22 protein-coding genes are annotated in these 21,996 nt (G+C 70.2%); 9 read left to right on the top strand and 13 right to left on the bottom strand.

The window, feature by feature from the left end; all coding sequences use genetic code 11:
• Nucleotides 1-73: 73 nt before the first annotated feature.
• Both CIW48_RS01160 and CIW48_RS01155 read right to left on the bottom strand, forming a co-directional pair.
• Nucleotides 74-514 carry a hypothetical protein gene (locus tag CIW48_RS01160; protein WP_149308300.1) on the bottom strand — a complete coding sequence of 147 codons (441 nt, stop codon included), beginning with the start codon at nt 512-514 and terminating at the stop codon, nt 74-76.
• Between the two features lie 162 nt (nt 515-676).
• Nucleotides 677-1,255 (bottom strand): L,D-transpeptidase, encoded by a 579-nt coding sequence (locus CIW48_RS01155; protein WP_149308298.1) that lies wholly within the window; start codon nt 1,253-1,255, stop codon nt 677-679.
• A gap of 190 nt (nt 1,256-1,445) precedes the next feature.
• Here CIW48_RS01155 and CIW48_RS01150 point away from each other — a divergent pair, with 190 nt between their 5' ends.
• Nucleotides 1,446-2,375, top strand: a complete 930-nt coding sequence (locus CIW48_RS01150; RefSeq protein ID WP_149308296.1) for a histone deacetylase family protein — start codon at nt 1,446-1,448, stop codon at nt 2,373-2,375.
• Nucleotides 2,376-2,508: 133 nt separating this feature from the next.
• Nucleotides 2,509-3,126: a LysE family translocator gene (locus CIW48_RS01145; RefSeq protein WP_149308294.1), complete on the top strand. Its 618-nt coding sequence runs from the start codon at nt 2,509-2,511 to the stop codon at nt 3,124-3,126.
• A gap of 9 nt (nt 3,127-3,135) precedes the next feature.
• Here CIW48_RS01145 and ribB read toward each other — a convergent pair whose 3' ends face one another.
• The 4 genes from ribB to CIW48_RS01125 form a co-directional block, all read right to left on the bottom strand.
• On the bottom strand, nt 3,136-4,212 hold the full coding sequence (gene ribB / locus CIW48_RS01140; protein ID WP_149308292.1) for a 3,4-dihydroxy-2-butanone-4-phosphate synthase: 1,077 nt from the start codon (nt 4,210-4,212) through the stop codon (nt 3,136-3,138).
• Nucleotides 4,213-4,246: 34 nt separating this feature from the next.
• The gene (aroC, locus tag CIW48_RS01135) at nt 4,247-5,347 is read right to left on the bottom strand and encodes a chorismate synthase (protein WP_149308290.1); all 1,101 of its coding nucleotides are present in this window, start codon (nt 5,345-5,347) and stop codon (nt 4,247-4,249) included.
• A gap of 90 nt (nt 5,348-5,437) precedes the next feature.
• Nucleotides 5,438-6,052, bottom strand: coding sequence for a DUF3578 domain-containing protein (locus CIW48_RS01130; RefSeq protein WP_149308288.1), 615 nt, complete (start codon nt 6,050-6,052; stop codon nt 5,438-5,440).
• Nucleotides 6,049-7,182: an anhydro-N-acetylmuramic acid kinase gene (locus CIW48_RS01125; protein WP_149308286.1), complete on the bottom strand. Its 1,134-nt coding sequence runs from the start codon at nt 7,180-7,182 to the stop codon at nt 6,049-6,051. Before CIW48_RS01125 ends, CIW48_RS01130 begins: the two co-directional genes overlap by 4 nt.
• Nucleotides 7,183-7,305: 123 nt before the next feature.
• Here CIW48_RS01125 and tyrS point away from each other — a divergent pair, with 123 nt between their 5' ends.
• Both tyrS and CIW48_RS01115 read left to right on the top strand, forming a co-directional pair.
• Nucleotides 7,306-8,577: a tyrosine--tRNA ligase gene (tyrS, locus tag CIW48_RS01120; RefSeq protein WP_149308284.1), complete on the top strand. Its 1,272-nt coding sequence runs from the start codon at nt 7,306-7,308 to the stop codon at nt 8,575-8,577.
• A gap of 40 nt (nt 8,578-8,617) precedes the next feature.
• The gene (locus tag CIW48_RS01115) at nt 8,618-9,301 is read left to right on the top strand and encodes a response regulator transcription factor (RefSeq protein ID WP_149308282.1); all 684 of its coding nucleotides are present in this window, start codon (nt 8,618-8,620) and stop codon (nt 9,299-9,301) included.
• Nucleotides 9,302-9,316: 15 nt separating this feature from the next.
• Here CIW48_RS01115 and tatC read toward each other — a convergent pair whose 3' ends face one another.
• The 6 genes from tatC to argS form a co-directional block, all read right to left on the bottom strand.
• Nucleotides 9,317-10,117, bottom strand: coding sequence for a twin-arginine translocase subunit TatC (gene tatC, locus CIW48_RS01110; RefSeq protein WP_091779175.1), 801 nt, complete (start codon nt 10,115-10,117; stop codon nt 9,317-9,319).
• Nucleotides 10,114-10,686 carry a Sec-independent protein translocase protein TatB gene (gene tatB / locus CIW48_RS01105; protein ID WP_149308280.1) on the bottom strand — a complete coding sequence of 191 codons (573 nt, stop codon included), beginning with the start codon at nt 10,684-10,686 and terminating at the stop codon, nt 10,114-10,116. The genes tatC and tatB overlap by 4 nt, the downstream gene beginning before the upstream one ends.
• Nucleotides 10,687-10,789: 103 nt before the next feature.
• Nucleotides 10,790-11,062 carry a twin-arginine translocase TatA/TatE family subunit gene (locus tag CIW48_RS01100; protein ID WP_149308277.1) on the bottom strand — a complete coding sequence of 91 codons (273 nt, stop codon included), beginning with the start codon at nt 11,060-11,062 and terminating at the stop codon, nt 10,790-10,792.
• 158 nt (nt 11,063-11,220) lie between these two features.
• Complete coding sequence (gene nagZ / locus CIW48_RS01095; protein WP_149308276.1) at nt 11,221-12,225, bottom strand: beta-N-acetylhexosaminidase; 1,005 nt, start codon at nt 12,223-12,225, stop codon at nt 11,221-11,223.
• Nucleotides 12,226-12,467: 242 nt separating this feature from the next.
• A complete protein-coding gene (locus CIW48_RS01090; protein WP_149308274.1) occupies nt 12,468-13,844 on the bottom strand; it encodes an SPOR domain-containing protein in 1,377 nt (458 codons plus the stop codon).
• Nucleotides 13,845-13,892: 48 nt separating this feature from the next.
• Nucleotides 13,893-15,644 carry an arginine--tRNA ligase gene (gene argS, locus CIW48_RS01085; protein WP_149308272.1) on the bottom strand — a complete coding sequence of 584 codons (1,752 nt, stop codon included), beginning with the start codon at nt 15,642-15,644 and terminating at the stop codon, nt 13,893-13,895.
• 279 nt (nt 15,645-15,923) lie between these two features.
• On the opposite strand from argS, the gene CIW48_RS01080 reads away from it, so the two are divergent.
• Nucleotides 15,924-16,349: a hypothetical protein gene (locus tag CIW48_RS01080; RefSeq protein ID WP_149308270.1), complete on the top strand. Its 426-nt coding sequence runs from the start codon at nt 15,924-15,926 to the stop codon at nt 16,347-16,349.
• A 25-nt stretch (nt 16,350-16,374) separates the two neighbouring features.
• Here CIW48_RS01080 and CIW48_RS01075 read toward each other — a convergent pair whose 3' ends face one another.
• The gene (locus tag CIW48_RS01075) at nt 16,375-17,622 is read right to left on the bottom strand and encodes a deoxyguanosinetriphosphate triphosphohydrolase (RefSeq protein WP_149308267.1); all 1,248 of its coding nucleotides are present in this window, start codon (nt 17,620-17,622) and stop codon (nt 16,375-16,377) included.
• Nucleotides 17,623-17,775: 153 nt separating this feature from the next.
• Here CIW48_RS01075 and CIW48_RS01070 point away from each other — a divergent pair, with 153 nt between their 5' ends.
• From CIW48_RS01070 to CIW48_RS01055, 4 genes are all read left to right on the top strand, one after another.
• Nucleotides 17,776-18,102 carry an iron-sulfur cluster assembly accessory protein gene (locus CIW48_RS01070; protein ID WP_020092036.1) on the top strand — a complete coding sequence of 109 codons (327 nt, stop codon included), beginning with the start codon at nt 17,776-17,778 and terminating at the stop codon, nt 18,100-18,102.
• A 145-nt stretch (nt 18,103-18,247) separates the two neighbouring features.
• Nucleotides 18,248-20,206 carry a hypothetical protein gene (locus tag CIW48_RS01065; protein WP_149308265.1) on the top strand — a complete coding sequence of 653 codons (1,959 nt, stop codon included), beginning with the start codon at nt 18,248-18,250 and terminating at the stop codon, nt 20,204-20,206.
• 75 nt (nt 20,207-20,281) lie between these two features.
• Entirely contained in the window at nt 20,282-20,797 is a 516-nt protein-coding gene (locus CIW48_RS01060) for a DUF2165 domain-containing protein (RefSeq protein ID WP_149308263.1), read from the top strand.
• A gap of 263 nt (nt 20,798-21,060) precedes the next feature.
• Entirely contained in the window at nt 21,061-21,990 is a 930-nt protein-coding gene (locus tag CIW48_RS01055; protein ID WP_246695079.1) for a hypothetical protein, read from the top strand.
• Nucleotides 21,991-21,996: the final 6 nt, after the last annotated feature.

Genomic DNA, 21,996 nt, shown 5'->3' with positions numbered 1-21,996 from the left:
GGATTGCGCACCGGCTTGACTGTCCCGATAAATCAGTTGCGCCGCGGACGGAAGCTACGCCTTGGTCTGAGGCTCAGGCAGCCAGGGCAAAGGTCATGCGCGGCGCCTGAACCGTGTCGCGGGCGCGTCGGTTCGCCTCCAGGGCGAAGGCGACCAGCGATTCGGCGCTGCTCTCGGCCTCGCGGACCACTTCCATGGCGATCCGGGCGCCCACCGCGCTCGGGCCCTCGCGGCCGCTGAGCGTGGCGGCGAGCCAAGTGGCGACGTCGCGGTCGATGTAGCCGGTCGGGCGCGTTCCCCACACGGCAAAGTCGACGACCGAGGCCACCAGGAAGTCGGCGAAGGCGTCGGAGCCGATCACCGCCCGCTCGAGGGCGATCAGCAGGTCGGCGTCCTCGCGGCTCATGAGGCCGTCCGGAAGAACCTCGCGCTTCAGGACCAGCAGGTCCTCGTCGCTGATCGTGCCGGCCGAAACCGCATGGTTGCAGAACTGTTGAACGGAGATGTTGGTCATGATCGCCTGCCTCCCCGACCTTTGCTGCGGTCGGCGCTAGTCCCTGTGTGTTTTCAACTTACGGGACCGCTTCCCTTCCAGAGGTTAATGGCAAGATCTGAACGGAAGTTCAGGTAAACACGTCCCGAGCAAGCAGGCTTATTGGGACGTTGACCGGTTGCGTTACCGGACGATGACCGTCGCTCCGACGGGGACCCGATTGTAGAGGTCGACCACGTCGATGTTGCGCATCCGGATGCACCCGGAGGAGACCGCTTGCCCGATCTTCTCGGGCTCGTTGGTGCCGTGGATCCGATAGAGCGTGTCCCGCCCCCGATCCGACAGGTAGAGGGCGCGGGCGCCCAGCGGATTCATCGGGCCGCCCTGCATGGCGTGGACGTGCGGCCAGCGCTTGATCATCTCGGCCGGCGGGTTCCAGGCCGGCCATTCCGCCTTGCGGTCGATCCGGGCGGTGCCGGTCCAGCCATAGGCCTCGTCGCCCACCGAGACGCCGTAGCGCATCGCCCGGCCGTTCGGCAGGACGAGGTAGAGCTGCCGCTCCTTCGTCTCGACCACGATCGTGCCGGGCAGCTCGCGGGTCGGATCGGCGATCTCGTACCGGGCGAAATGCGGGTCGAACTCGGCCTCCGGGACGAGCGCCATGAACGCGGCGTCGCGCGTCGAGAGGGCGGGGTCCGGCACGCCCTTGAAGGTACAGCCCGCCAGCAGCAGGGCGCAGCCGAAGACCGATATGATGCGCATGTTCCTGCCTCGACATTCTTCGCGGCCGGGGGGAGCGCCGAGGGATCGAAGATCCCGGTCCGTCCGGCGGAAGAATCGTGCAACCATAAAGGGGCTACGGCACGCCGCCGTAGTCCGCGCGTTGGGCCCATGGCACATTGCCGGCTCCTGTTGCAGGTGCGCGACAGGCGAGCATCCGGGAGCGACCCTCGTGACCACCCTGTACGTGAGCCATCCCGCCAGCTTCGATCACGAGGTCCCGGAGGGGCATCCGGAACGGCCGGCCCGGATGCGCGCGGTGGAGCGCGCGCTGGAGGATGAGCGTTTCGCGGGCCTGGTGCGGGCCTCGGCGCCCAGGGCCGAGATCGAGGCGGTGACCCTCGCGCATCCGCGCGCATACGTCGACGCTCTGGTGGCGGCGGTGCCCGAGCACGGAATGGTCGGTATCGATTCGGACACGATCCTGTCGGTCGGGAGCCTGGAGGCGACGCTGCGGGCCGTGGGCGGCGGGATGCACGCCGTCGATGCCGTCGTCGGGGGAGATTGCCGCAATGCTTTCGTGGCCATGCGCCCGCCGGGGCACCATGCCGAGCGGACCCGCGCGATGGGTTTCTGCCTGTTCAACCACGCTGCCATCGCGGCCCGTCACGCCCAGCAGAAGCACGGCGCCGAGCGGGTGGCCCTTGTGGATTGGGACGTCCATCACGGCAACGGCAGTCAGGACATCTTCTGGGACGATGCGTCGGTGCTCTATTGCTCGACGCACCAGATGCCGCTGTATCCGGGGACCGGATCGCCGTCCGAGCGGGGCGAGAAGGACACGATCGTCAATGTGCCGCTGCAGCCCAACGACGACGGCGCGGTGTTCCGCGAGGCGTTCGAGACCGGCATCCTGTCGCGCCTGGAAGCCTTCCGGCCCGACGTGATCGTGATCTCTGCGGGCTTCGACGCGCACCGGCTTGATCCCTTGGCCAATCTTCGCCTGGAGGCGGAGGATTTCGGCTGGGCAACACGCCGGCTCATGGATCTGGCGGAACGCTGTGCAAACGGCCGGATCGTCTCGATCCTGGAGGGCGGCTACAGTCTCGAAGGACTCGGGAAGTCGGTGGCCGCGCATGTCGACGCCTTGATGGGGCGCTGACGGCCGTACCGTTGCGGCCGCCTGCCGGAAGGCCATAATCGGCGGCCGGGGAGATCGCCGCCATGCCACCACCGAGTCGGCCGAGGCCACCTGCACGACGGCAGCGTCGAGCCCGCCGTAAGGGCGCCCGCCGATGACGCGCGCCGGATTAGTGACTTACGCGCTGGCCCTGGGTGTCGCGGCCGCGATCCCCGGGCCCGGCGTTGTCGCCCTGGTCGCCCGGGCCCTCGGCTCGGGTTTCGGCGCCGCGATGGCCTTCTTGGTCGGCCTGATCCTGGGCGACCTGACCTATCTGGCCGCCGCGATCTTCGGCCTGTCGCTGATCGCTGAGGCGTTCGGCACGGCCTTCGTCGTCGTGCGCTACGGCGCGGCGCTCTACCTTGCTTATCTCGCGTTCCGGCTCTGGCGCGCGGCCGGATCGGCGGGCCGGTTCGAGAGCGAGGCCCGCGACCGGCCGCTGACCAGCTTCGTCGCCGGGCTGACCATCACCTTGGGCAATCCGAAGACGATCGTCTTCTACCTCGCGATCCTGCCGACGCTCGTCGACCTGCGCGGCGTGACGGCGGCGGATTTCGTGACCCTCGTCATCGTCACGGCCGCGATCCTCCTGGCCGTGATGACGCCCTACGCCGCGCTGGCGGCACGGGCACGCGAGTCGCTGCGCCGCCCGGCCTTCCGCGCTCGGCTGAACCGCGGTGCCGCCGCCATCATGGCCGGCGCGGCGGCCTGGACCGTCCTGCGCCGCGCCTGACCGACGGCTTCAGCCCTCCAGAGGTTCGTCGCCCAAAAGCTCGATGCCGAAGCCCGAGAGACCAACGTAGGAGCGGGACGAAGTCGCGAGGTTGCGGATCGAGACGACGCCGAGGTCGCGCAGGATCTGGGCACCGAGCCCGACCTCGCGCCATTGCCGCGCCCGCTGGGCTTCCGTGCCCTCCTCGATGACGCTCTTCACCGGCACGCCAGCCGTCCCGTCCCGAAGATAGACCAGCACACCGCGTCCGGCCGCCGCGAAGCGCTTCAGCACGGCATCGATCTGCGTGCCGCCACCGATCACGTCGGCGGCGACGTTGGAGCGGTGCAGGCGCACCAGCACGTCCCGGCCGTCGCCGATCTCGCCCATGACGAAGGCGAATTGCTGGATCGACTCGAAGGGCGTCGAGAAGACGTAGGCGTTCAGGTCGCCGTGATTTGACCGCACCGGAAAGTGCCCGATCCGCTCGACCAGCCGGTCCCGGGCCTGGCGATAGGCGATGAGGTCGGCCACCGAGACCTGCTTGAGACCATGCTTCTCGGCGAAAGCCTCGATCTGCGGCCCCTTCATCACGGTGCCGTCGTCGTTGGCGAGTTCGCAGATCACGCCCACGGGCGGCAGCTCGGCCAGGCGGCACAGGTCGACCGCAGCCTCGGTGTGACCCGAGCGCATGAGCACGCCGCCGTCGCGGGCGATCAGCGGGAAGACGTGGCCGGGCCGAACGAAATCGCCCGCGCCCATATTGCCGTTGGCGAGTGCCCGCACCGTGTTGCAGCGCTGCTCCGCCGAGATGCCGGTCGTCAGGCCGTGCTTCACGTCCACCGTGACCGTGAAGGCCGTGCCCAGGGGGGCGTCGTTCGACGCCACCATCGGGGCGAGGTGCAGGCGCCGCGCCTCGCTCTGCGTGATCGGCGCGCAGACGATGCCGCAGGTGTTGCGGATGATGAACGCCATTTTCTCCGGCGTGCAGAGCGAGGCGGCGACGACGAGGTCACCCTCGTTCTCGCGGTCGTCGTCGTCGGTGACGACCACGATCTCGCCGCGGGCGAAGGCCGCGATGGCCTCGGTGACGGTGCAGTGGGGCACGGGCATTCTCGGGTCGTTGAGGCGAGGACCAGGATCAGGGCTGCTGCCCAACCTGTCCTCGATGGCGCAGATAGTGATCGGCCAGCACGCAGGCCATCATGGCCTCCGCCACCGGCACGGCGCGGATGCCGACGCAGGGGTCGTGGCGGCCCTTGGTGACGAGGTCCACCTCGCTGCCGTCGCGGGTGACCGAGCGGCGTGGCGTCAGGATCGAGGAGGTCGGCTTCACGGCGAAGCGCACCACCACGGGCTCGCCGCTGGAGATGCCGCCGAGGATCCCGCCTGCATGGTTGGCGAGAAAGCGCGGCCGCTCGCCGTTGCCGGCGCGCATCTCGTCGGCATTGTCCTCGCCGCGCAGGGCGGCAGCCGCGAAACCGTCTCCGATTTCGACGCCCTTCACGGCATTGATCGACATCATCGCGGCGGCGAGGTCGGCATCGAGCTTGCCGTAGATCGGCGCGCCGAGGCCGGGCGGCACCCCCTCGGCCACGACCTCGATGACGGCGCCGACCGAGGATCCGTCCTTCCGGATCGCGTCGAGATAGGTCTCGTAGAAGGTCGCCGCCTCGGCATCGGGGCAGAAGAACGGGTTGTTGCCGACTTCCGCCCAGTCCCAGCGCGACCGGTCGATGGCGTGCGGTCCCATCTGCACCAGGGCGGCCCGGATGGTCATGCCCGGGATGACCTTGCGCGCCACCGCGCCGGCCGCGACCCGCGCGGCGGTCTCGCGCGCCGAGGAGCGTCCGCCGCCGCGATAGTCCCGGATGCCGTATTTGGCATCGTAGGTGTAGTCGGCGTGGCCGGGCCGGTAGCTGTCGCGGATCTCGGAATAGTCCTTCGAGCGCTGATCGGTGTTCTCGATCGTCAGCGCGATCGGCGTGCCGGTGGTGAGCTGGCGGCCGCCGGTGCGGTCGTCGGCGAACACGCCCGACAGGATCTTCACCTGATCGGGCTCGCGGCGCTGCGTCGTGAAGCGTGACTGGCCGGGCTTCCGGCGATCGAGTTCGGCCTGGATCTCCTCGGCCTCCAGGGCAAGTCCGGGTGGGCAGCCGTCGACGACGCAGCCGAGTGCGACCCCGTGACTCTCGCCGAAGGTCGTGACGCGGAACAGGTGGCCGAAGGTGTTGTGCGACATGGCGCGGCTGCCTTAGCGCGGGAGCGCCCGAGGCACAAACGTGGTCCGTGCAGAGGCGCTCGCAAGGACGGGTCGGGGCAACCCGCGGTCTCATGCGCCCTCGGCCGAACCGGGCAGGTCGAGCCCGCCCCGCACCTTGAGCGCCCGATACGCCGCGATTGCCGTGGCGAGGTCCTGGCGAAGCCGGGTCTCGTCGCCGAGAGCGGCGAGGTCGTAGGTGAGGCCGCGGATATGGGCGGCCTCGTAGCCCTCCGGCAATGCGCCGGCGCTGCCGAGGGCGATCGCCGCGGTCGGCAGCGCGTCGGTGAAGTCGACCAACCGTGCCCGAAGCGCGTCGCCGCTGGCGCGCAGATGGGCCCCGGCTGCCGCGCCGTGAGCCCGGATCGCCGCCACGGTTCCCTGCGCCAGCGACAGGTGGACCGCCTCGCGATGCGCCGGAAACAGATAGACGAGGTAGTAGCCACGCGTCGCGCTGGTGGTGATCCCGGGATCGAACACCGCGATCCACGGCACGGCGGCCCATTTGCGGCCACGGCCGGGGCTGCCCTTCACGAGAAAAGGCCCATCGATCGGCGCCAGGGCCGCGCGCAGCTCGTCCGGCGCGCCCTTGCGGATGACCGTGGCCAGCGGATGGCCGGCCGGCGGATCGAGGCGGGCGAGCGGATAGTCCTCGACGATCTTCCGGAGCGCGTAGCCGAGACTCACGGGCGCGCCAGCACTCCGCCGGTCATGTCCTCACGCACCCCGGTTGTCGACGGGAAGGTGATCGGCAGGCCCTTGAGCGAGCGCACCGCGAGATACGCGAAGGCCTGCGCCTCCAGGTAGGCGGAGGACCAGCCGATCGCGTCCGCGGTCGTGATCTCGGCGCGCAGATGGTAGTTCAGCAGCCGCACCAGCTCGCCGTTGCGGGCGCCGCCGCCGGCGACGATCCAGCGGCTCGGGATCTCGGGGGCGTGGTCGAGGGCGCGGGCCACCGCGCGCGCCGTGAAGGCCGTGAGCGTCGCGGCGCCATCCTCGGTGGAGAGCTGGCCGGCGAGCTTGTGGGAGAACCAGTTCCGGTCCAGCGACTTCGGCGGCCGGCGGAAGAAGAATGGATGCGTCAGCAGCCAGGCCAGCAGCTGCTCGTCGGGCCGGCCGCGGGCCGCGGTCCGGCCGCCATCGTCGAGGTTCTTGCCCTCGCGCTCCTGCATCCACTCGTCGATCAGGGCGTTGCCGGGGCCGGTGTCGAAGGCAATGACGCCGCCCTTGGAGTCGATCAGCGTCGCGTTGGCGACGCCGCCGATGTTGAGGATGCCGAACGGCCCGTCGAAGCCCGACGCCTCGGCGAGCGCCTTGTGGAAGACCGGCACCAGCGGTGCCCCCTGCCCGCCCGCCTCGATATCGGCCCGGCGCAGGTCCGAGACCACCGGGATGCCGAGCCGGGTCGCCAGCGCCTGCCCGTCGCCGATCTGGATCGAGATGCGCTGGTCCGGCCGGTGGATCACCGTCTGCCCGTGGAAGCCGATCACGTCGATCTCACAGGCGGTCAGGCCGTGCTCCGCCAGGAAGCGCTCCACGGCCTCGGCGTGGGCGAGGGTGACGAAGGCCTCCGCCTCCGGCAGCCGCCCGGGCCGGTCGCCGGGATGGAGGACGGATTCGGCATCCTTGGTCGCCGCGCGCAGCAGCGCCTTCTCGTCGTCGGCGTAGCCGCGATAGCCGGTGGGACCCAGCGGCTCGAGGAAGTTGTTGTGGCCCTTGACGACGTGGACCCGCTCGCCGTCGGTCTCGATCAGCGCGATGTCGACGCCGTCCAGCGACGTGCCGCTCATCAGTCCGATCGCGCGCATCATCGCCATGCCGTCCTGCCCCGTGCCTTTCGGCGAACGCCCTGCTAAGAGCGCGCCGTATCCTGAACCCAGCGCGAGCTAGCATGCGGGGCCTCGGCCTGTCGCGCCAGCGCGCGACCCGAGATGGCATCCATGACCGCCGAGAGCTTCGCGCCGAAATCCGACTTCCTGCGGATCCTGACCGAGCGCGGCTATATCCACCAGACCTCGGACCTCGCCGGCATCGACGCGGCGGCGCTGGAAGGCCGGCTGACCACCTATGTCGGCTACGATTGCACGGCGCCGTCGCTCCATGTCGGGCACCTCCTGTCGATCATGATGCTGCACTGGCTGCAGGCCACTGGGGGCAAGCCGATCGCCCTGATGGGCGGCGGCACGACCCGGGTCGGCGACCCGTCCGGCCGCGACGAGACCCGCAAGATCCTCACCGTCGAGCAGATCGACGCCAACAAGGCCGAGATCCGCAAGACCTTCGACCGGTTCCTCCGCTTCGGCGAGGGGGCGAACGACGCCGTGATGGTCGACAACGCGGAGTGGCTGACCAAGCTCAACTACATCGAGATGCTTCGCGATGTGGGCCGCCATTTCTCGGTGAACCGCATGCTGTCGATGGACAGCGTGCGCCTGCGCCTGGAGCGCGACCAGGAACTGTCGTTCCTCGAATTCAACTACATGATCCTCCAATCCTACGACTTCGTGGAGCTGAACCGCCGCTACGGCTGCGTCATGCAGATGGGCGGATCGGATCAGTGGGGCAACATCGTCAACGGCATCGATCTCGGCCGCCGCATGGGCACGCCGCAGCTCTACGCCCTGACCTGCCCGCTGCTGACCACGTCGTCGGGCGCCAAGATGGGCAAGACCGCGGCCGGCGCGGTCTGGCTCAACCCGGAGATGCTGAAGCCCTACGATTACTGGCAGTTCTGGCGGAACACCGAGGACGCGGACGTCGCCCGCTTCCTCAAGCTCTTCACCCTGCTGCCCATGGAGGAGATCGCGCGCCTCGCCGCGCTGGCCGGCTCCGAGATCAACGCGGCCAAGACGGTGCTGGCCACCGAGGCCACCGCGCTGATGCATGGCCGCGAGGCCGCCGAGGCCGCCGCCGAGACCGCCCGGAAGACCTTCGTCGAGGGCACGCTCGCCGCCGACCTGCCGAGCGTGACCGTCCCGTCCGCCACCCTCGAGGCCGGCCTCGGCGTGCTCACCGCCTTCGGGCCGGAGGTCGCCAAGCTCGTGCCCTCCACCAGCGAGGCGCGCCGCCAGATCAAGGGCGGCGGCCTGCGGGTCAACGACGTGCCGGTCACGGACGAGAAGGCGGTCCTCGGCCGCGGTGACCTGACCGCGGACGGCGTGATCAAGCTGTCCTTCGGCAAAAAGCGGCACGTGCTGCTCCGGCCGGAATGAGCCGCCCGGCGGACTGGATCGGCGATCGGGAGCGGCCCGCGTGAGCACCGCCCGCATCCTTGTGATCGATGACGAGCCGCCGATCCGTCGGCTGCTCAAAACCGGCCTCGGGACGCAGGATTACGCCGTCGTCGAGGCCGCCGACGGGGCCGCGGCACTCGCCGCCCTGCAAGACGGCGGCGTGGACCTCGCGATCCTCGACCTTGGCCTCCCGGACATGCCCGGCCACGCCCTACTGGCGGCGATCCGCGAGCGCTGGCCGGACCTTCCGGTGCTGATCCTGTCGAGTCGCGAGGACGAGCGCGGCAAAGTCGAGGCGCTCGATCTCGGCGCCGACGATTACGTCACCAAACCCTTCGGTATGAACGAATTGCTGGCGCGCATCCGCACGGCCCTGCGCCATCGGCTCGCCATGCAGGGGGAGCGGCCGGTATTCCGGGTCGACGACCTTTCGGTCGACCTGATCCGCCGCATCGTGCGGGTCGGCGACCGTGAGGTGAAGTTGTCGCCGCGGGAATACGAGTTCCTGCGCGCTCTGGTGCAGCACGCCGGCAAGGTGCTGACGCATGCCCAGCTCATGCGGCACGCGCCGTCAACCTCCGATCCGCAATATCTGCGCGTCTACATCCGGCAGCTGCGCCAGAAGCTCGAGCCGGACCCGGAGCGGCCGCACTACCTCCTCACCGAGACCGGTGTGGGCTACCGCCTGCGCGCGCCGGACTGAGCCCGGCGCGCCGCCTCAGGGCTCGAGCCCCTCCGCGGCCCGCCGCGCGGCCCGCAGCTTCTCGACCCGCGCCACCGAGAAGACCGAGGCCTCGTAGAGGAGCAGCATCGGGATCGCCAGGGAGAGCTGCGAGATCACGTCCGGCGGCGTCAGGATGGCGGCGGCGACGAAGACCAAGACGATCGCGTAACGCCGCTTCTCCCGCAGGAAGGCCGCGTCGATGATCCCGATCTGACCGAGCAGCGTCAGGATCACCGGCAGCTGGAAGGCGATCCCGAACGCGAAGATCAGCGTCATGATCAGCGACAGGTACTCGTCGACCTTCGGGAGCAGCTTGATCGTCGGCTCTCCGGCTACGCCCACCTGCTGGAGCGACACCGAGAACTTGATCAGCAGCGGCATCGCCAGGAAGAACACCACCAGCGCGCCGAGCAGGAAGAAGATCGGCGTCGCCACGAGGTAGGGCAGGAAGGCCTTCCGCTCGTTGCGATAGAGCCCCGGCGCCACGAAGGCGTAGATCTGAGTCGCGATCACCGGGAAGGCCAGGAAGGCCGCGCCGAAGACGCTCAGCTTGATGTTGGTGAAGACCTGCTCGAGGAAGTGCGTGGCGATCAGCTCGGCGTTCTGCGCACCCACGATCGAGACGTAGGGGTAGACCAGCACGTTGTAGATATCGCGCGAGAAGAAGAAGCAGGCGAAGAACATCAGCACGAAGGCGATCAGCGACTTGATCAGCCGTGCGCGTAATTCGATCAGATGCTCGAGCAGGGGCGCCCGCGACGCCTCGATCTCGGCCTCATCCGCCTCGCTGATCATCGGGCAGCCGTGCCGTTCTTGGAATCGTCGGTGGCGGGGTGTGGGGCGGGCGGTTCGGACGGAGTCCCGAACGGATCGTCCACCGACCCGGGCACGGGCAGGAGCGCCTCCGCCTCCAGAGGCGCCGGATGCTGGGACGTCTCGACGGGCAGCGTCTCGGCGACAGGTGCGGGCGCTGCGGCTTCCTGCTCGGCCTTAAGCTGCGCCGTAGCGTCGGCGAGGGACCGGGTCTCGGCCGGCGGAAGCTCCGGGCCGAGCTTCTCCGGCCCCATCTTGGCACGCCCCTCGACGGCGCCCTTCAGCTCGTCGCGGATCGTCTGCACGGGGTTGAAGGTCGAGCCCGCCGAGCGGACGGTGTTGCGGATCCCGTCGACCTCGCGTCGGACGTCGTCGAGTTCGGCCTCGCGGATCGCTTCGTTGAACTGCATCTGAAACTCGCCGGCCATGCGGCGCAGCTTCGACGTGACCTGCCCGACGGTGCGCAGCGCCTTCGGCAGATCCTTCGGCCCGATGACGATGAGGGCGACGCCGCCGATCAGCATCACCTCGCCCCAGCTCATGTCCAGCATGTCGTCGACGGTCCTGCTGCCCCGAGATCCGGCTTGGCGGCCGGACCCCGTCAGGCTCTACACGAGCGCGCGCGCTCTGACAGTCCTACAGTCGGGCTCGCCGTCAGACCGGCTTGCGCTCGCCGCCGGGGAGATGGCTTGCCGGGATGGCCGTGCCGGGGCTCGTCTCGGTCGCGTGCGGGATGGTGCGGACCGGCTCGGCCGGCGGCGCCGCATTCTGGCTGACCGGCGGGGTCTCGTCCTCGGCCATGCCCTTCTTGAAGGCTTTGATGCCCTTTGCGACGTCGCCCATCAGGTCGGACACCTTGCCGCGTCCGAAGAGCAGCATCACGATGACCGCGACGATGACCCAGTGCCAGATACTCATGCTGCCCATGGCAACCTCCTGCGGGCGCCCCGAAGAAGCGGGAGCGTGACGCCACGTCCGGTTGAGGATTTCGGGGCGAACCTAGGGATCGCGCCGCCCGAACACAAGCAGAGGCGATGCCACGGGCGGTGGAAGGCCGCGGTGGAAGGCCGCAAGATGTTTGCAGGTCAGGCGGCGGCGAGGGCCGCGGCGAAGCGTTCCCGGGCTTCCGGCACGTCGAGGCCGTCGCCGGTGGGGTCGAGGCGCGCCAGCGCGGCCGCCGCGCGCCGCGCAGCCTCGCCGGTAAGGTCGGGCGCCGCCTCAGCGACGGCGCGCATCTCGTCCATCGCGCCGTTGCAGTGGAGGCCGATATCGATCCCCGCCGCGAAGGCGCGCTCCGTCCGGTCGCGGAACGTGCCGGTCAGCGCGTGCATGGACAGGTCGTCGGTCATCAGCAGACCGTCGAACCCGATGGTGCCGCGGATGATGTCGCGGATGACGGCGGCCGACTGCGTGGCCGGCCGGTCGGGGTCGATGGCGGTGAAGACGACGTGCGCGCTCATGGCCATCGGCAGGTCGGCGAGCGCCCGGAAGGTCCGGAAATCCTGCCCTGCGAGATCCGCGCGGGTCGCGTCGACCACCGGGAGGCCGTGGTGGCTGTCGCAGGTGGCGCGCCCGTGCCCGGGAATGTGCTTCATGACCGGCAGGACGCCGCCCGCCATCAGGCCCTCGGCCACCGCGCGGCCGATCTCGGCGACCCGCTCTGGGCTGGTCCCGTAGGCCCGATCGCCGATGATGTCGTGCGAGCCCGGCGCCGGCACGTCGAGAACGGGGGCGCAGTCGACGTTGATGCCGACCTCCGCGAGGTCGTGCGCCATCAGGCGCGCGCCGAGGCGGGCGACCGTCGCGGCGCTGCCGTTCAGGCGGCCGTAGCGGCCGCCCGCCGGGTAGGCCGGCCAATGGGGCGGGCCCATGCGCTGGACCCGGCCGCCCTCCTGGTCGATCAGGATCGGCGCCCGATCGGACCCGACGCAGTCCCGGAGCGCGCCGGTGAGCGCGCGGACCTCGTCGGGGGTCCCGATGTTGCGCTTGAACAGGATGAAGCCCCAGGGCTTCACGTCACGGAAGAAGGCGCTCTCCTCCGCCGAGAGCGACGGGCCGGTGCAGCCGAGGATCAGGGCGCGGGAGGTCATCAGGAACGGCTCGGATACTGCTCGGTGGCGGCGCGAAGACGGCGGCAAGACCGCCGGGCGGCTCGAATCGATGGCGAGAGAGTCGGGCGGGAACGGGGAGCCGGCAAGACCAAACCGCGGCTCCCGGCGGATGCCGGGACGATGGCGCCGCGCGTGTTGCCGCCGAGACCCGGTCGGGACGGCGGCGACGAGGCAGGCCGCGGACCGGAGCGTGGTCCCGTGCGCGGCCTCCCGTCAGCGCCTCAGTTCTTGGCCACGAAGCACTGGCCGCCCTCGCCCTGCAGGGCGCTGCACAGGCTCGCGGCCTGGGCCTTCTCCAGGGGTCCGACGCGGACGCGGTAGATCGTCTTGCCGTTGACCTCGGCCTGCCGGATCAGCTCGGGCTTGCCGGCGAGCTGCGAATACTTGGCCTGCATCTGCCGGAACGCGGCTTTCGCCTCGGCGGCGGAGCTGCGCACGCCGAGCTGCACCGAGAAGCCGCTCACTGGGCCGGACTTCACGGCGTCGTCGTCGGTCGTGGTGCTGGCGGTGGTGTCGGGCGCGGCCGCGCCGGCCGGGGCCACGGCGGCGATCCGCTGGGCGGCCTTCGGCGGCGGCTTCACGGCCACCGGCTTGGGGGCCGGCGGCTCGACGGGGGCTTCCGGCTGCGCGTCGACGGGTGTGGCCGTGGTCATCGGCATGGACGCGGCGGCCTGGCGGACGGGCTTGGACTTCGCGGGCGGCGGCGCCGGCGGCTCGTCGCTGGGCAGAACCATGGTGGGGATCGGGGCCGGCCCGGCATCGGCGGCCTGCTGCTCCCGCGGCGGCGGCGCGGGCGGCGCCTCCGGCTTGACCGCGACGGTGCGGACCCGGCGGGGTTCCCCGAACGCCTCGAACGGGCTGTTGCCCGGCGTCGTGCCGCCCTGGGCGCTGCTCGGCTGCGACGGACCCTGGGCCGCCCGCGCGGCCTCGGCCACGTCGAGGGGCTGCTCCTCGCGGTTCACGATCTTGATCTGGCCGTCCTTCTTGCCCTTCGGGTCGTAGATCTGCCGATTCTGATCCGGGATCTCGACGCCGTCGGCCACTTTCGGGGCGACCTTCAGCGGCGTCGAGTCGGCCTGCACGACCGGCACGCCGCCATGGCCCGAATTGCTCAGGCCCTTGTAGGTGAGCGCACCCGTGACGGCGAGCGCGACCACGGCGACGCCGGCGCCGACCGAGACCAGCCGCCGACGCGGATTCGCGCGGCGCAGGGCATGGGTGTCCGCATAGACCTCATCGTCGCCCGTCGACGCAGCCCCGCTCTCCTGGGCATAGGTGCCGCCATCGCGATGCGTGTCCTGTTCGACGGAGGCGAGGTACTGGTCGAACGCGTCGGCCGGCGTGGGCTTGGCCGCCTCCGCCGCGAAGCTCGGCTCGACCCGGCCGTTCCAGCCGGCTTGCGTCTGGGCGGCAGGTGCGGCGCGGATCTCATCGCGCGCGGCGAGCAGGGCACGGAACGGATCGTCCTGTCCGACGATCCGGGCCAGTTCCGCCAATGGATCGGCCTTGCCGGACGCCTGCGATGCGTGGCTGCTCTCCTGACGCAGATCGCGCGCGAAGGCGTCCAGATCGACCTGAGCGCGCGAAGCGTTCGTCATGGCAGCATCCTCACATCAACGCCGGCGACCGGCCCGATGCAGCCGGGCCTATCGCATCTCGTCCGGCGCGGTCACACCGAGAATCGCAAGGCCGGCTGCGAGCGTGCTCCGAAGAGCTTCGACGAGCGCCAGCCGGGCCCACGTCGACTTTCGGTCGGTTGCATTAACAAACCGTAATTGCGGCAAGTCTTTGCCCTTGTTCCAGAAACTATGCAGCGACGAGGCCAGTTCATAGAGGTGGAACGCGATTCTGTGCGGCTCATGGGCCAGCGCGGCGGATTCGAGGACCCGCGGGTACTGGGCGATCAGGCGCATCATCTCGATCTCGCCCGGATCGCTCAGCACGGCGAGGTCGGCCTCGCGCGCCAGCGTGGCTGCCGAGAGGTCGGCGTCCGGAAAGGCCTCGCGCGCCTGCCGCTGTACCGAGCGGACGCGGGCATGCGCGTACTGGACGTAGAAGACCGGGTTGTCCTTCGACTGCTCCACCACCTTGGCGAGGTCGAAATCCAGGGTCGCGTCGTTCTTCCGGTAGAGCATCATGAACCGGATCGCGTCGCGGCCGACCTCGTCGATCACGTCGCGCAGAGTGACGAACTCGCCGGCCCGCTTCGACATCTTGACGGGCTCGCCTGCGCGCAACAGCCGCACGAGCTGGCAGAGCTTGACGTCGAGCGTGGCCTTCCCGTCGCTGACCGCCTTCACGGCGGCCTGCATGCGCTTCACGTAGCCGCCGTGATCGGCGCCGAGGACGTCGATCAGCTCGGTCGCGCCCGCGAGGTACTTCGCCCGGTGATAGGCGATGTCGGAGGCGAAATAGGTGTACGAGCCGTCCGACTTGAGCAACGGCCGGTCGCTGTCGTCGCCGAATTCCCGGGTGCGGAACAGCGTCTGCTCGCGGTCCTCCCAATCCTCCGGCAGCTGGCCCTTGGGCGGCGGCAGGCGGCCCTCGTAGACGAGGCCCTTGGCCCGCAGCTCCGCCAGCAGGGATTTGACGGCCCCACTCTGCTGCAGCGTGCGCTCGGAGAAGAACACGTCGTGGCGGATGCCGATCGCCGCCAGGTCGGCGCGGATCATGTCCATCATCATGCCGAGCGCGGTCTCGCGCACCGTCGGCAGCCACTCCGCCTCGGGCTTGTCGAGGAGCGCGCGGCCATGAGTCTCGGCCAGCTTGGCGCCCACGGGCTTCAGGTAGTCGCCCGGATACAGGCCCTCCGCGATGGCGAAGGGCTCGCCCAGAGCCTCGCGGTAGCGCTGGAAGGCGGAGCGGGCCAGAACGTCGACCTGAACGCCGGCATCGTTGATGTAGTATTCCCGCGTCACCTGCCGACCGGCCGCGACGAGCAGGTTGCACAGGGCGTCGCCGAACACCGCGCCGCGGCCGTGGCCGACATGCATCGGCCCCGTCGGGTTCGCCGACACGTACTCCACGTTGATCGGCCCGCCGGGCAGCTGCGCGCGGCCGAACGCCTCCGGCGCGGCCAACGCGTCGCGCACCACCGCGTGGAAGATCGCGGGGTCGAGCCGCAGGTTGATGAAGCCCGGCCCGGCGACGCTCGCCTCGACGATCCGCGGATCCGTGCGGAGCTCCGCCGCCAGGGCCTCGCCCAGCGCCTTCGGGTTGGCCCGCGCCTCCTTGGCCAGAACCAGCGCGGCGTTCGTGGCGAGGTCGCCGTGCGACGCGTCGCGGGGCGGCTCGACCACCACGCGGCCCAGGTCGAGGCCCTCGGGCAGGTGGCCGGCGCGAGTCAGCGCCTCCACGGCCTCGCGCACGCGCGCCTCGAACAGGGCGAAGATGTTCATGAGTCTCGATCTCGCTCGCGCGGGGGTCTCGTCGCCCGGCCCGTCCGGCCTGCGCCCGCCCCGGCGGTCTAGCAAGGGGGCGGGAGGGTGTCACGGCGCCGGGCCGCGTGCCCGCCCGGCGGAGTTCGCATTCGCGGCGCCGGTCCGATAACCAAGTTCGGGCTGCGGCCGCGTTATCCCGTGCGACGAATACGGATCACCCAGTGTCCGTCTTGTCTCGCACGGGGCGAAACGGTGTCATCGCCTCCGATCGAGAGTGTGCCGATCGCGGAGTTGCTAATGAAGACCTTGACGATTGCGGGTACGGCGCTCTGCGCCCTCATCCTGGCCGCGCCGAGTGCCGAGGCGGGCGGCTTCCGCGGCGGCGGATTCCATGGCGGCGGCTTCCACGGCGGCGGCTTCCACGGCGGTTTCCGGGGTGGCTACGGCTACCGCGGCGGCTTCGCGGGCCGCGGCTTCTACGGCCGCGGCTACGGTTACGGCTACCGTCGCGGCTACGGTCGCGCCCTCGGCTACGGGCTGGCCGGCGCGGGGATCGGCCTCGGGCTCGGGCTCGCCGCCGGGACCGTCTACGGCGGTTACGGCTACGGTGGCTACGGCTACCCGGCCGGCTATGGCGGGTACGGCTACGGCTATCCGGCCGCCTACGGTGGCTACGGCTACGGCGGGTGCTACGGCAGCTTCGCCTGCGGTTGCGGCTGCTGATCCGATCCCGCCCCGCGCCGGGCCCTCAGGGCTCGGCGAGGGGCAGGCCCCGGCTGGGCAGCTCCCAGTGCAGGTCCGGCGTCGTCGCATAGAGCTTGCGGTGCGCCAGGACCGCGTAGGTGTCGGTCATGCCGGCGATGTAGTCGGCGACCCGGCGGGCAACCCGGGCCTCGGTGGCTCCTTCGAGTCCCGCGCTCCACTCCTCCGGCATCCGGGACGGCGCCGCGGTGAACGCGGCGAACAGGTCGTTGACGATGGCATCGGCCTTCTTTCGCACCGCCACCACGCCGGGATGCCGGTACATCCGCTCCCACAGGAAGCGCATGATGTCGGCATCGGCCGCCGCGATCTCCGGCGAGAAGACGATGACCGGCTGATCCGCATTCCGGATGTCCTCGACCCGGCGCGGATCCAGGGCGGCGATGCGGCGGCCGCCCTCGCGGATGACGTCCTCGACGAAGCGGGTGATCACCCGCCGGGCGAGCTCGTGGATCATCCGCGACGGCTCCAGGCCGGGATGCAGCCGGTCGATCTCGTCGAGCAGCCCGGCCAGGAACGGGACCGCCCGCAACTCCGGGATCTCGAACAGCCCGGCGCGCAGCCCGTCGTCGAGGTCGTGGGCGGCGTAGGCGATATCGTCGGCGAGGGAGGCCGCCTGGGCTTCGGGGCCCGCTTGGCTCCACAAGTCGAGGGGGTTCAGCGCATCGTATTCCAGGATCGCCGCCGGGATGCCGTGGGCGGCGTAGCGGGGTGTCGGCCGCCCGTCCGCGGTCAGAAGCGGACCGTTGTGCTTGACGAGGCCCTCCAGCGTCTCCCAGGCGAGGTTCAGCCCGTCGAAGCCGGCGTAGCGCCGCTCCAGCCGGGTGACGATCCGCAGCGCCTGGGCATTGTGGTCGAAGCCCCCGTAGCGCACCATGCAGGCGTCGAGGGCGTCCTCGCCGGTATGGCCGAAGCAGGTGTGGCCGAGGTCGTGGCTGAGAGCCAGCGCCTCCGCGAGATCCTCGTCGAGCCCGAGGGCGCGGGCGAGCGCCCGGCCGATCTGGCTCACCTCCAAGGTGTGGGTCAGGCGGGTGCGGTAATGATCGCCCTCGTGATGCACGAAGACCTGCGTCTTGTGCTTCAGCCGCCGGAACGCCGTCGAGTGGATGATCCGGTCCCGGTCGCGCTGGAAGTCGCTGCGGGTCGGCGAGCCGGCCTCCGGGATGAGGCGTCCCCGGGTGCGGGCCGGGTCCGTGGCGTAGGGCGCACGCCAGCGCTCACCGTTCGGTCGCACGGCATCCGCTCGCAAACTCACGCACCCTGCTCATGACGGCTCCCCGCCCGGCGCGTTGCGGCGCGGGCTTGCGCCTCATATCTTGTGGGCCAGGGCGCACTCGGCAACGGGCCGGGCGCGCCGTCCACTGAACGAATGCGTGGCCAGAGACCGATGGCTGAGATCACCCTGACCGCCCGCGCGGCCAAGCGCATCAACGAGATCATGGTGGCGGAGCCGGCCGGCTCGTCCCTGCGGATCAGCGTCAACGGGGGCGGCTGCTCGGGCTTCTCCTACGCCTTCGACATCACCCGCGCCCGGGAGGCACAGGACGTCGCGATCGAGCGCGACGGTGCCACCGTGATCGTCGATCCGGTCTCGCTGGAATACATGAGCGGCTCGACCATCGATTTCGTGAACGACCTGATCGGCCAATCCTTCAAGATCGAGAATCCGCTCGCCACCGCTTCCTGCGGCTGCGGCACCTCCTTCTCGTTGTAAGGGCTGGCTCGGCGCACCTGCGCCGTTGCGTCCGTACGACACCGGTCCCGGCTCGGTCGCCCGGACCGGCGTGCGCGATTGCCTCGCTCGGCAAAACGCGGCACGGCTAGGGTATTCCCGTGAGAGCCCTGGTCCGGACGCAGCCATGAACCATCCGAAGGCCCGCATCCGCCTCCGGTCGGCCTGGGCGACGACCGGCATGCTGGTCCTCCTGGGCCTCGGGTCCGTTCCCGCGCCGCTCGCCGCGCAGGAGGCGGCCGCTGCCGTCCAGGACGTGACGGTCACCGATGTGATGCTTCCGCTCGGCGGCACGCTGCTGAAGGCCCCGAAGCTGACGGCGAGCGGCACGCGCCTCTCGAAGGAGGATCTCGCGGCGATCCTGCGGCCCGATTCCGCCGTCCCCTGGGAACAGCGGCTGGCCAAGCTCGATGCCGGCAGCCTGACGATCCCGGTTCTCACCTCTGAGAATGCCGGGCCCGGCGACAACCGGCAGACTGTGACCTACCGCGACGTCGTCGCCCGCGACATCCGCGCCGGCCGTGTCGGCGAGTTGTCGGCGGCGGGCGCCACGGTCAGCGCGATCGCCGGGCCGAACCGCAGCTCCGGAACCTACGGACAGGTGCGGGCCACGGACCTGGATCTCGCGGCGCTCAGCCGTCTCTACACGGTTCCCGGCGACGGCAAGGGACCCGTCCAGCGCGTCTACGGAACCATCCAGGTTTCGGACGTGACCTATTCCGACGCGCGCGGGACTACCGTGAAGATCGCGCGCCTCGATGGGCGCGACCTCGGTGGCCGTCAGGTGCCGGACGGCTGGAGCGGTGCCTTCGCGATCGTGGCCGGCGGCTTCGACGAATCCAGCGACCGGCGCCCCCTGGCGGGCGCGGCCGCCGACCTCATCGCGGCGACTTCCGTCGGCAGCCTGGAGATGCAGGGCCTGAGCGTGAGCGATACCGATCCGAAGGGGCCGGTTCTGTTCGAGATCGGCCGCGCCGCCTACTCATCCTCCGGTGCTGAGGGTGGTACCACGCTGAACAACCTGTCGCTGTCACGCGGGCCTCTGCGCATCCATGTCGGCCGCGTCGCCGCGCTGGGGACCTCCCTGGCGCCGACCGTCGCGACCCTTCAGGGTATCGCCGCCGAGCCGACGGGCGGGCCAGGCTTCTCCGACGTCGAGATGCGCCGCCTGACCCCGACGCTCGGCAATCTGACCCTCAGCGACCTGTCGATTGAACTCCCGTCCGAGGTCGAGGCGGACCGGGCAACGCCGCGCGATCTGCGGCCGTCGGCCCGCGGGGTCCTCCCCGACCCGAGCCGGCCGGGGGCCGGCAAGGCGTTCGAACCCCGGGCGGTCGAACCCCGGGCGGTCGAGCCCCGGGCGGCCGACATCGTCGCCGATCCCCTCGCCGTCACGGTGTCGCCGCGGCCGGCCCGCCGCATCGCGCTGCGCGAAGCCAACCTGGCATTCGGGCCGCCGACCGAGGGCGTGCCAAGCGCGACCCGCGTCACCCTCTCCGGTCTGACCCTGCCCGCCGATCTCCTCGCCGGCGCGCCGATCTTCGGCATGCTGCCGGTCTACGGCTACCGGGATCTCGACCTCGATCTCGTGGCCGATGCGACGCTGGACGAGAAGGCCCGCGACCTCGCCCTGCGCGAGGTCACGATATCGGGGCGCGACATCGGCACCGTCCGTCTTTCCGGCCTGCTGGGGGGCATCGGACCCGAGCTGTTCTCCGGCACCCTTCCGGCGGCCACCATGCTGATGTTCTCGGGCAGCGCCAAGACCCTCGACCTGACGGTGGAGAATGCCGGCCTTTTCGAGCGCTTCCTGGCCGCGCAATCGAAGGATCTCAGCCTCAAGCCGGACGAGCTGCGCAAGGAATACGTCACCGCGAGCCTGCTCGGCGTTCCGATCATCCTCGGCAACAGCGCGGCCGCCAAGGGCATCGGGGCCGCCATGGGCCAGTTCGTCATGAAGCCCGGCAAGCTCGCGGTGCACGCGAAGTCCAAGGAGCCCGCGGGCATCGGGTTCATCGATCTCGGCGCGGCGCGCTCGCCGGCGGCCGTGCTCGACCGGCTCGATGTCGAGGCGAAGGCGAACTGAGCCGGCCGAGACCGGGCTGAGACCTGTCTCGGACCCGCCGCAGCGCGGCGGGCCGTGTGCCGGGAGGGACCATCCATGCTCGTCGTCCGTCTCTCGAAGGCCGCCTTGGTTGCCGCCCTGGCGCTGACCTGCACGCTGGTGGTGTTCGGCAACATCGTCGATCCGGCGGTGAACCTCGCCTTCGTGCAGCATGTGCTGGCGATGGACACCATCCTGCCCGGATCGGGAATCGCCGACCGTTCGATCACGGATCCGGGGCTTCAGCGCGCGGCCTTCGCCCTGATCGTCGCCGGAGAGGCTCTGACCACCCTCCTGCTCTGGAGCGGCGTGCTTCTGATGCTCGTGCGGTTGCGGGCCTCACCCGCCCGTTTCGTCCCGGCGAAGGCCTGGGCGATTGCCGGCCTGAGCGTCGGCTTCCTGATCTGGCAGGCGGGCTTCCTGGGCATCGGCGGCGAGTGGTTCGGCATGTGGATGTCGCCGACCTGGAACGGCCAGCAATCGGCCTTCCGCTTCGCCATGACGATGCTCGGCGTGCTGATCTACGTAGCCCTGCCCGAGGCCGAGCATCCGGCCAGCACCCGCGAGGGCTGAAGTCGGCGGGTCGATCTGAACATCAGGTCTCGTGGCTCCCGATCGTCCGTGATCGAGGGGTGAAGCTCGAACCGGCTTCGCAGTCATCGCCGCTGACGCCATGGCCGTTCACGCTGCCATGGGACCGACAGACGCTCTTGCGCCGAATGGTCATCCGCTCCCCGCGGAAGGAACGTGAAGCCTTCTGTTTCTGACGCGCTCTGCCGTTGACCGCCAGGCATCGAGCGACCTATCACATATAGCATTAGCTATAATGATGGGTCATGGCTATGCAACACGCCTGCGTTCCGTGCCGCCTTGCGCTCAGGGGCATCGTCCTGTGCTGGCTGGCGCTGACGCTCGGCATGGCCGGGGCGCCTGCTTCGGCGCAGACGCTCCCGACTGCCGCCGAGACCCTGACGCCGGGCGATCTCGACAGCGAGCATCTGTTCGGCTTCACGGAAGGCAGTGACCTGGGTGTGCCCGGGGAAGCGGAGTTGGAATGGGAGACGAGCGGGCGCCTCGGGCGCCGCCTCGGCCGCTTCCTGACGGTGGACAGCGGCTTGGCCCTGAAGATGCCACTCACCAACGCGTTCCGCTTGGCACCGGGTGTCACCTTCAACGCTTCCGATATCGGCACGCCCGGCGAGCTGACCCGGACCACCGGCGGCTTCAACGGCGGCTTCCTCGAAACCCGATTGCGCCTGCTGGATCGACGCGCTGCGCCCTTCGGGCTGACGCTGAACCTCGTGCCGGGTTACGGCACCGTGGACGGCGGATCGGGCGCGCCGGCCCGCAGCTTCGGCACGGAGGTCGGGCTGTTGGCCGACCGGGAGGTGATCCCCGACACGCTGGTCGCCGCTCTCAACGCGAGCTTCGCATTCTCATCGACGCGCATGAACGTGACGAACGCGCACCTGCTTGGATCGGGGATCGAGGTGTCGGCTGCGTTAGCCTATCGCGTTCAACCCGGCGTCTTCCTCGGCGGTGAGGTCCGCTACGCCCGGACATACGAGGGCCTGACGCTCGACCGGTTCGCAGGCGATGCCGTGTATATCGGCCCCACGGCCTACACGAATCTGTCCCCGCATGCCTGGGCCTCGTTCACCTGGAGCTTCCAGGTTGCCGGGCAGGCTCTGGGAGAGCCCGGGCCCCTCGACCTCTCGAACTTCGACCGGCATCAGATGCGGCTGCGCGTCGGGTACAATTTCTGATCCCGG

The sequence above is a fragment of the Methylobacterium sp. P1-11 genome (assembly GCF_008329595.1).
Lineage (GTDB): Bacteria > Pseudomonadota > Alphaproteobacteria > Rhizobiales > Beijerinckiaceae > Methylobacterium.
Note: the sequence above shows the minus strand (reverse complement) of the source record. Positions and strands in the feature narration are given on the sequence as shown.

What these genes read in the sequence shown, in the direction of transcription:
- CIW48_RS01090 (WP_149308274.1), bottom strand. Translation starts at nt 13,844, where the DNA reads ATGACGAACGCTTCGCGCGCTCAGGTCGATCTGGACGCCTTCGCGCGC.
- argS (WP_149308272.1), bottom strand. Translation starts at nt 15,644, where the DNA reads ATGAACATCTTCGCCCTGTTCGAGGCGCGCGTGCGCGAGGCCGTGGAG.
- CIW48_RS01070 (WP_020092036.1), top strand. Translation starts at nt 17,776, where the DNA reads ATGGCTGAGATCACCCTGACCGCCCGCGCGGCCAAGCGCATCAACGAG.
- tatB (WP_149308280.1), bottom strand. Translation starts at nt 10,686, where the DNA reads ATGCTGGACATGAGCTGGGGCGAGGTGATGCTGATCGGCGGCGTCGCC.
- CIW48_RS01155 (WP_149308298.1), bottom strand. Translation starts at nt 1,255, where the DNA reads ATGCGCATCATATCGGTCTTCGGCTGCGCCCTGCTGCTGGCGGGCTGT.
- CIW48_RS01160 (WP_149308300.1), bottom strand. Translation starts at nt 514, where the DNA reads ATGACCAACATCTCCGTTCAACAGTTCTGCAACCATGCGGTTTCGGCC.
- CIW48_RS01055 (WP_246695079.1), top strand. Translation starts at nt 21,061, where the DNA reads ATGGCTATGCAACACGCCTGCGTTCCGTGCCGCCTTGCGCTCAGGGGC.
- CIW48_RS01125 (WP_149308286.1), bottom strand. Translation starts at nt 7,182, where the DNA reads ATGGCGATGATGCGCGCGATCGGACTGATGAGCGGCACGTCGCTGGAC.
- nagZ (WP_149308276.1), bottom strand. Translation starts at nt 12,225, where the DNA reads ATGACCTCCCGCGCCCTGATCCTCGGCTGCACCGGCCCGTCGCTCTCG.
- tatC (WP_091779175.1), bottom strand. Translation starts at nt 10,117, where the DNA reads ATGATCAGCGAGGCGGATGAGGCCGAGATCGAGGCGTCGCGGGCGCCC.
- CIW48_RS01080 (WP_149308270.1), top strand. Translation starts at nt 15,924, where the DNA reads ATGAAGACCTTGACGATTGCGGGTACGGCGCTCTGCGCCCTCATCCTG.
- CIW48_RS01060 (WP_149308263.1), top strand. Translation starts at nt 20,282, where the DNA reads ATGCTCGTCGTCCGTCTCTCGAAGGCCGCCTTGGTTGCCGCCCTGGCG.
- CIW48_RS01100 (WP_149308277.1), bottom strand. Translation starts at nt 11,062, where the DNA reads ATGGGCAGCATGAGTATCTGGCACTGGGTCATCGTCGCGGTCATCGTG.
- CIW48_RS01145 (WP_149308294.1), top strand. Translation starts at nt 2,509, where the DNA reads ATGACGCGCGCCGGATTAGTGACTTACGCGCTGGCCCTGGGTGTCGCG.
- tyrS (WP_149308284.1), top strand. Translation starts at nt 7,306, where the DNA reads ATGACCGCCGAGAGCTTCGCGCCGAAATCCGACTTCCTGCGGATCCTG.
- aroC (WP_149308290.1), bottom strand. Translation starts at nt 5,347, where the DNA reads ATGTCGCACAACACCTTCGGCCACCTGTTCCGCGTCACGACCTTCGGC.
- CIW48_RS01065 (WP_149308265.1), top strand. Translation starts at nt 18,248, where the DNA reads ATGAACCATCCGAAGGCCCGCATCCGCCTCCGGTCGGCCTGGGCGACG.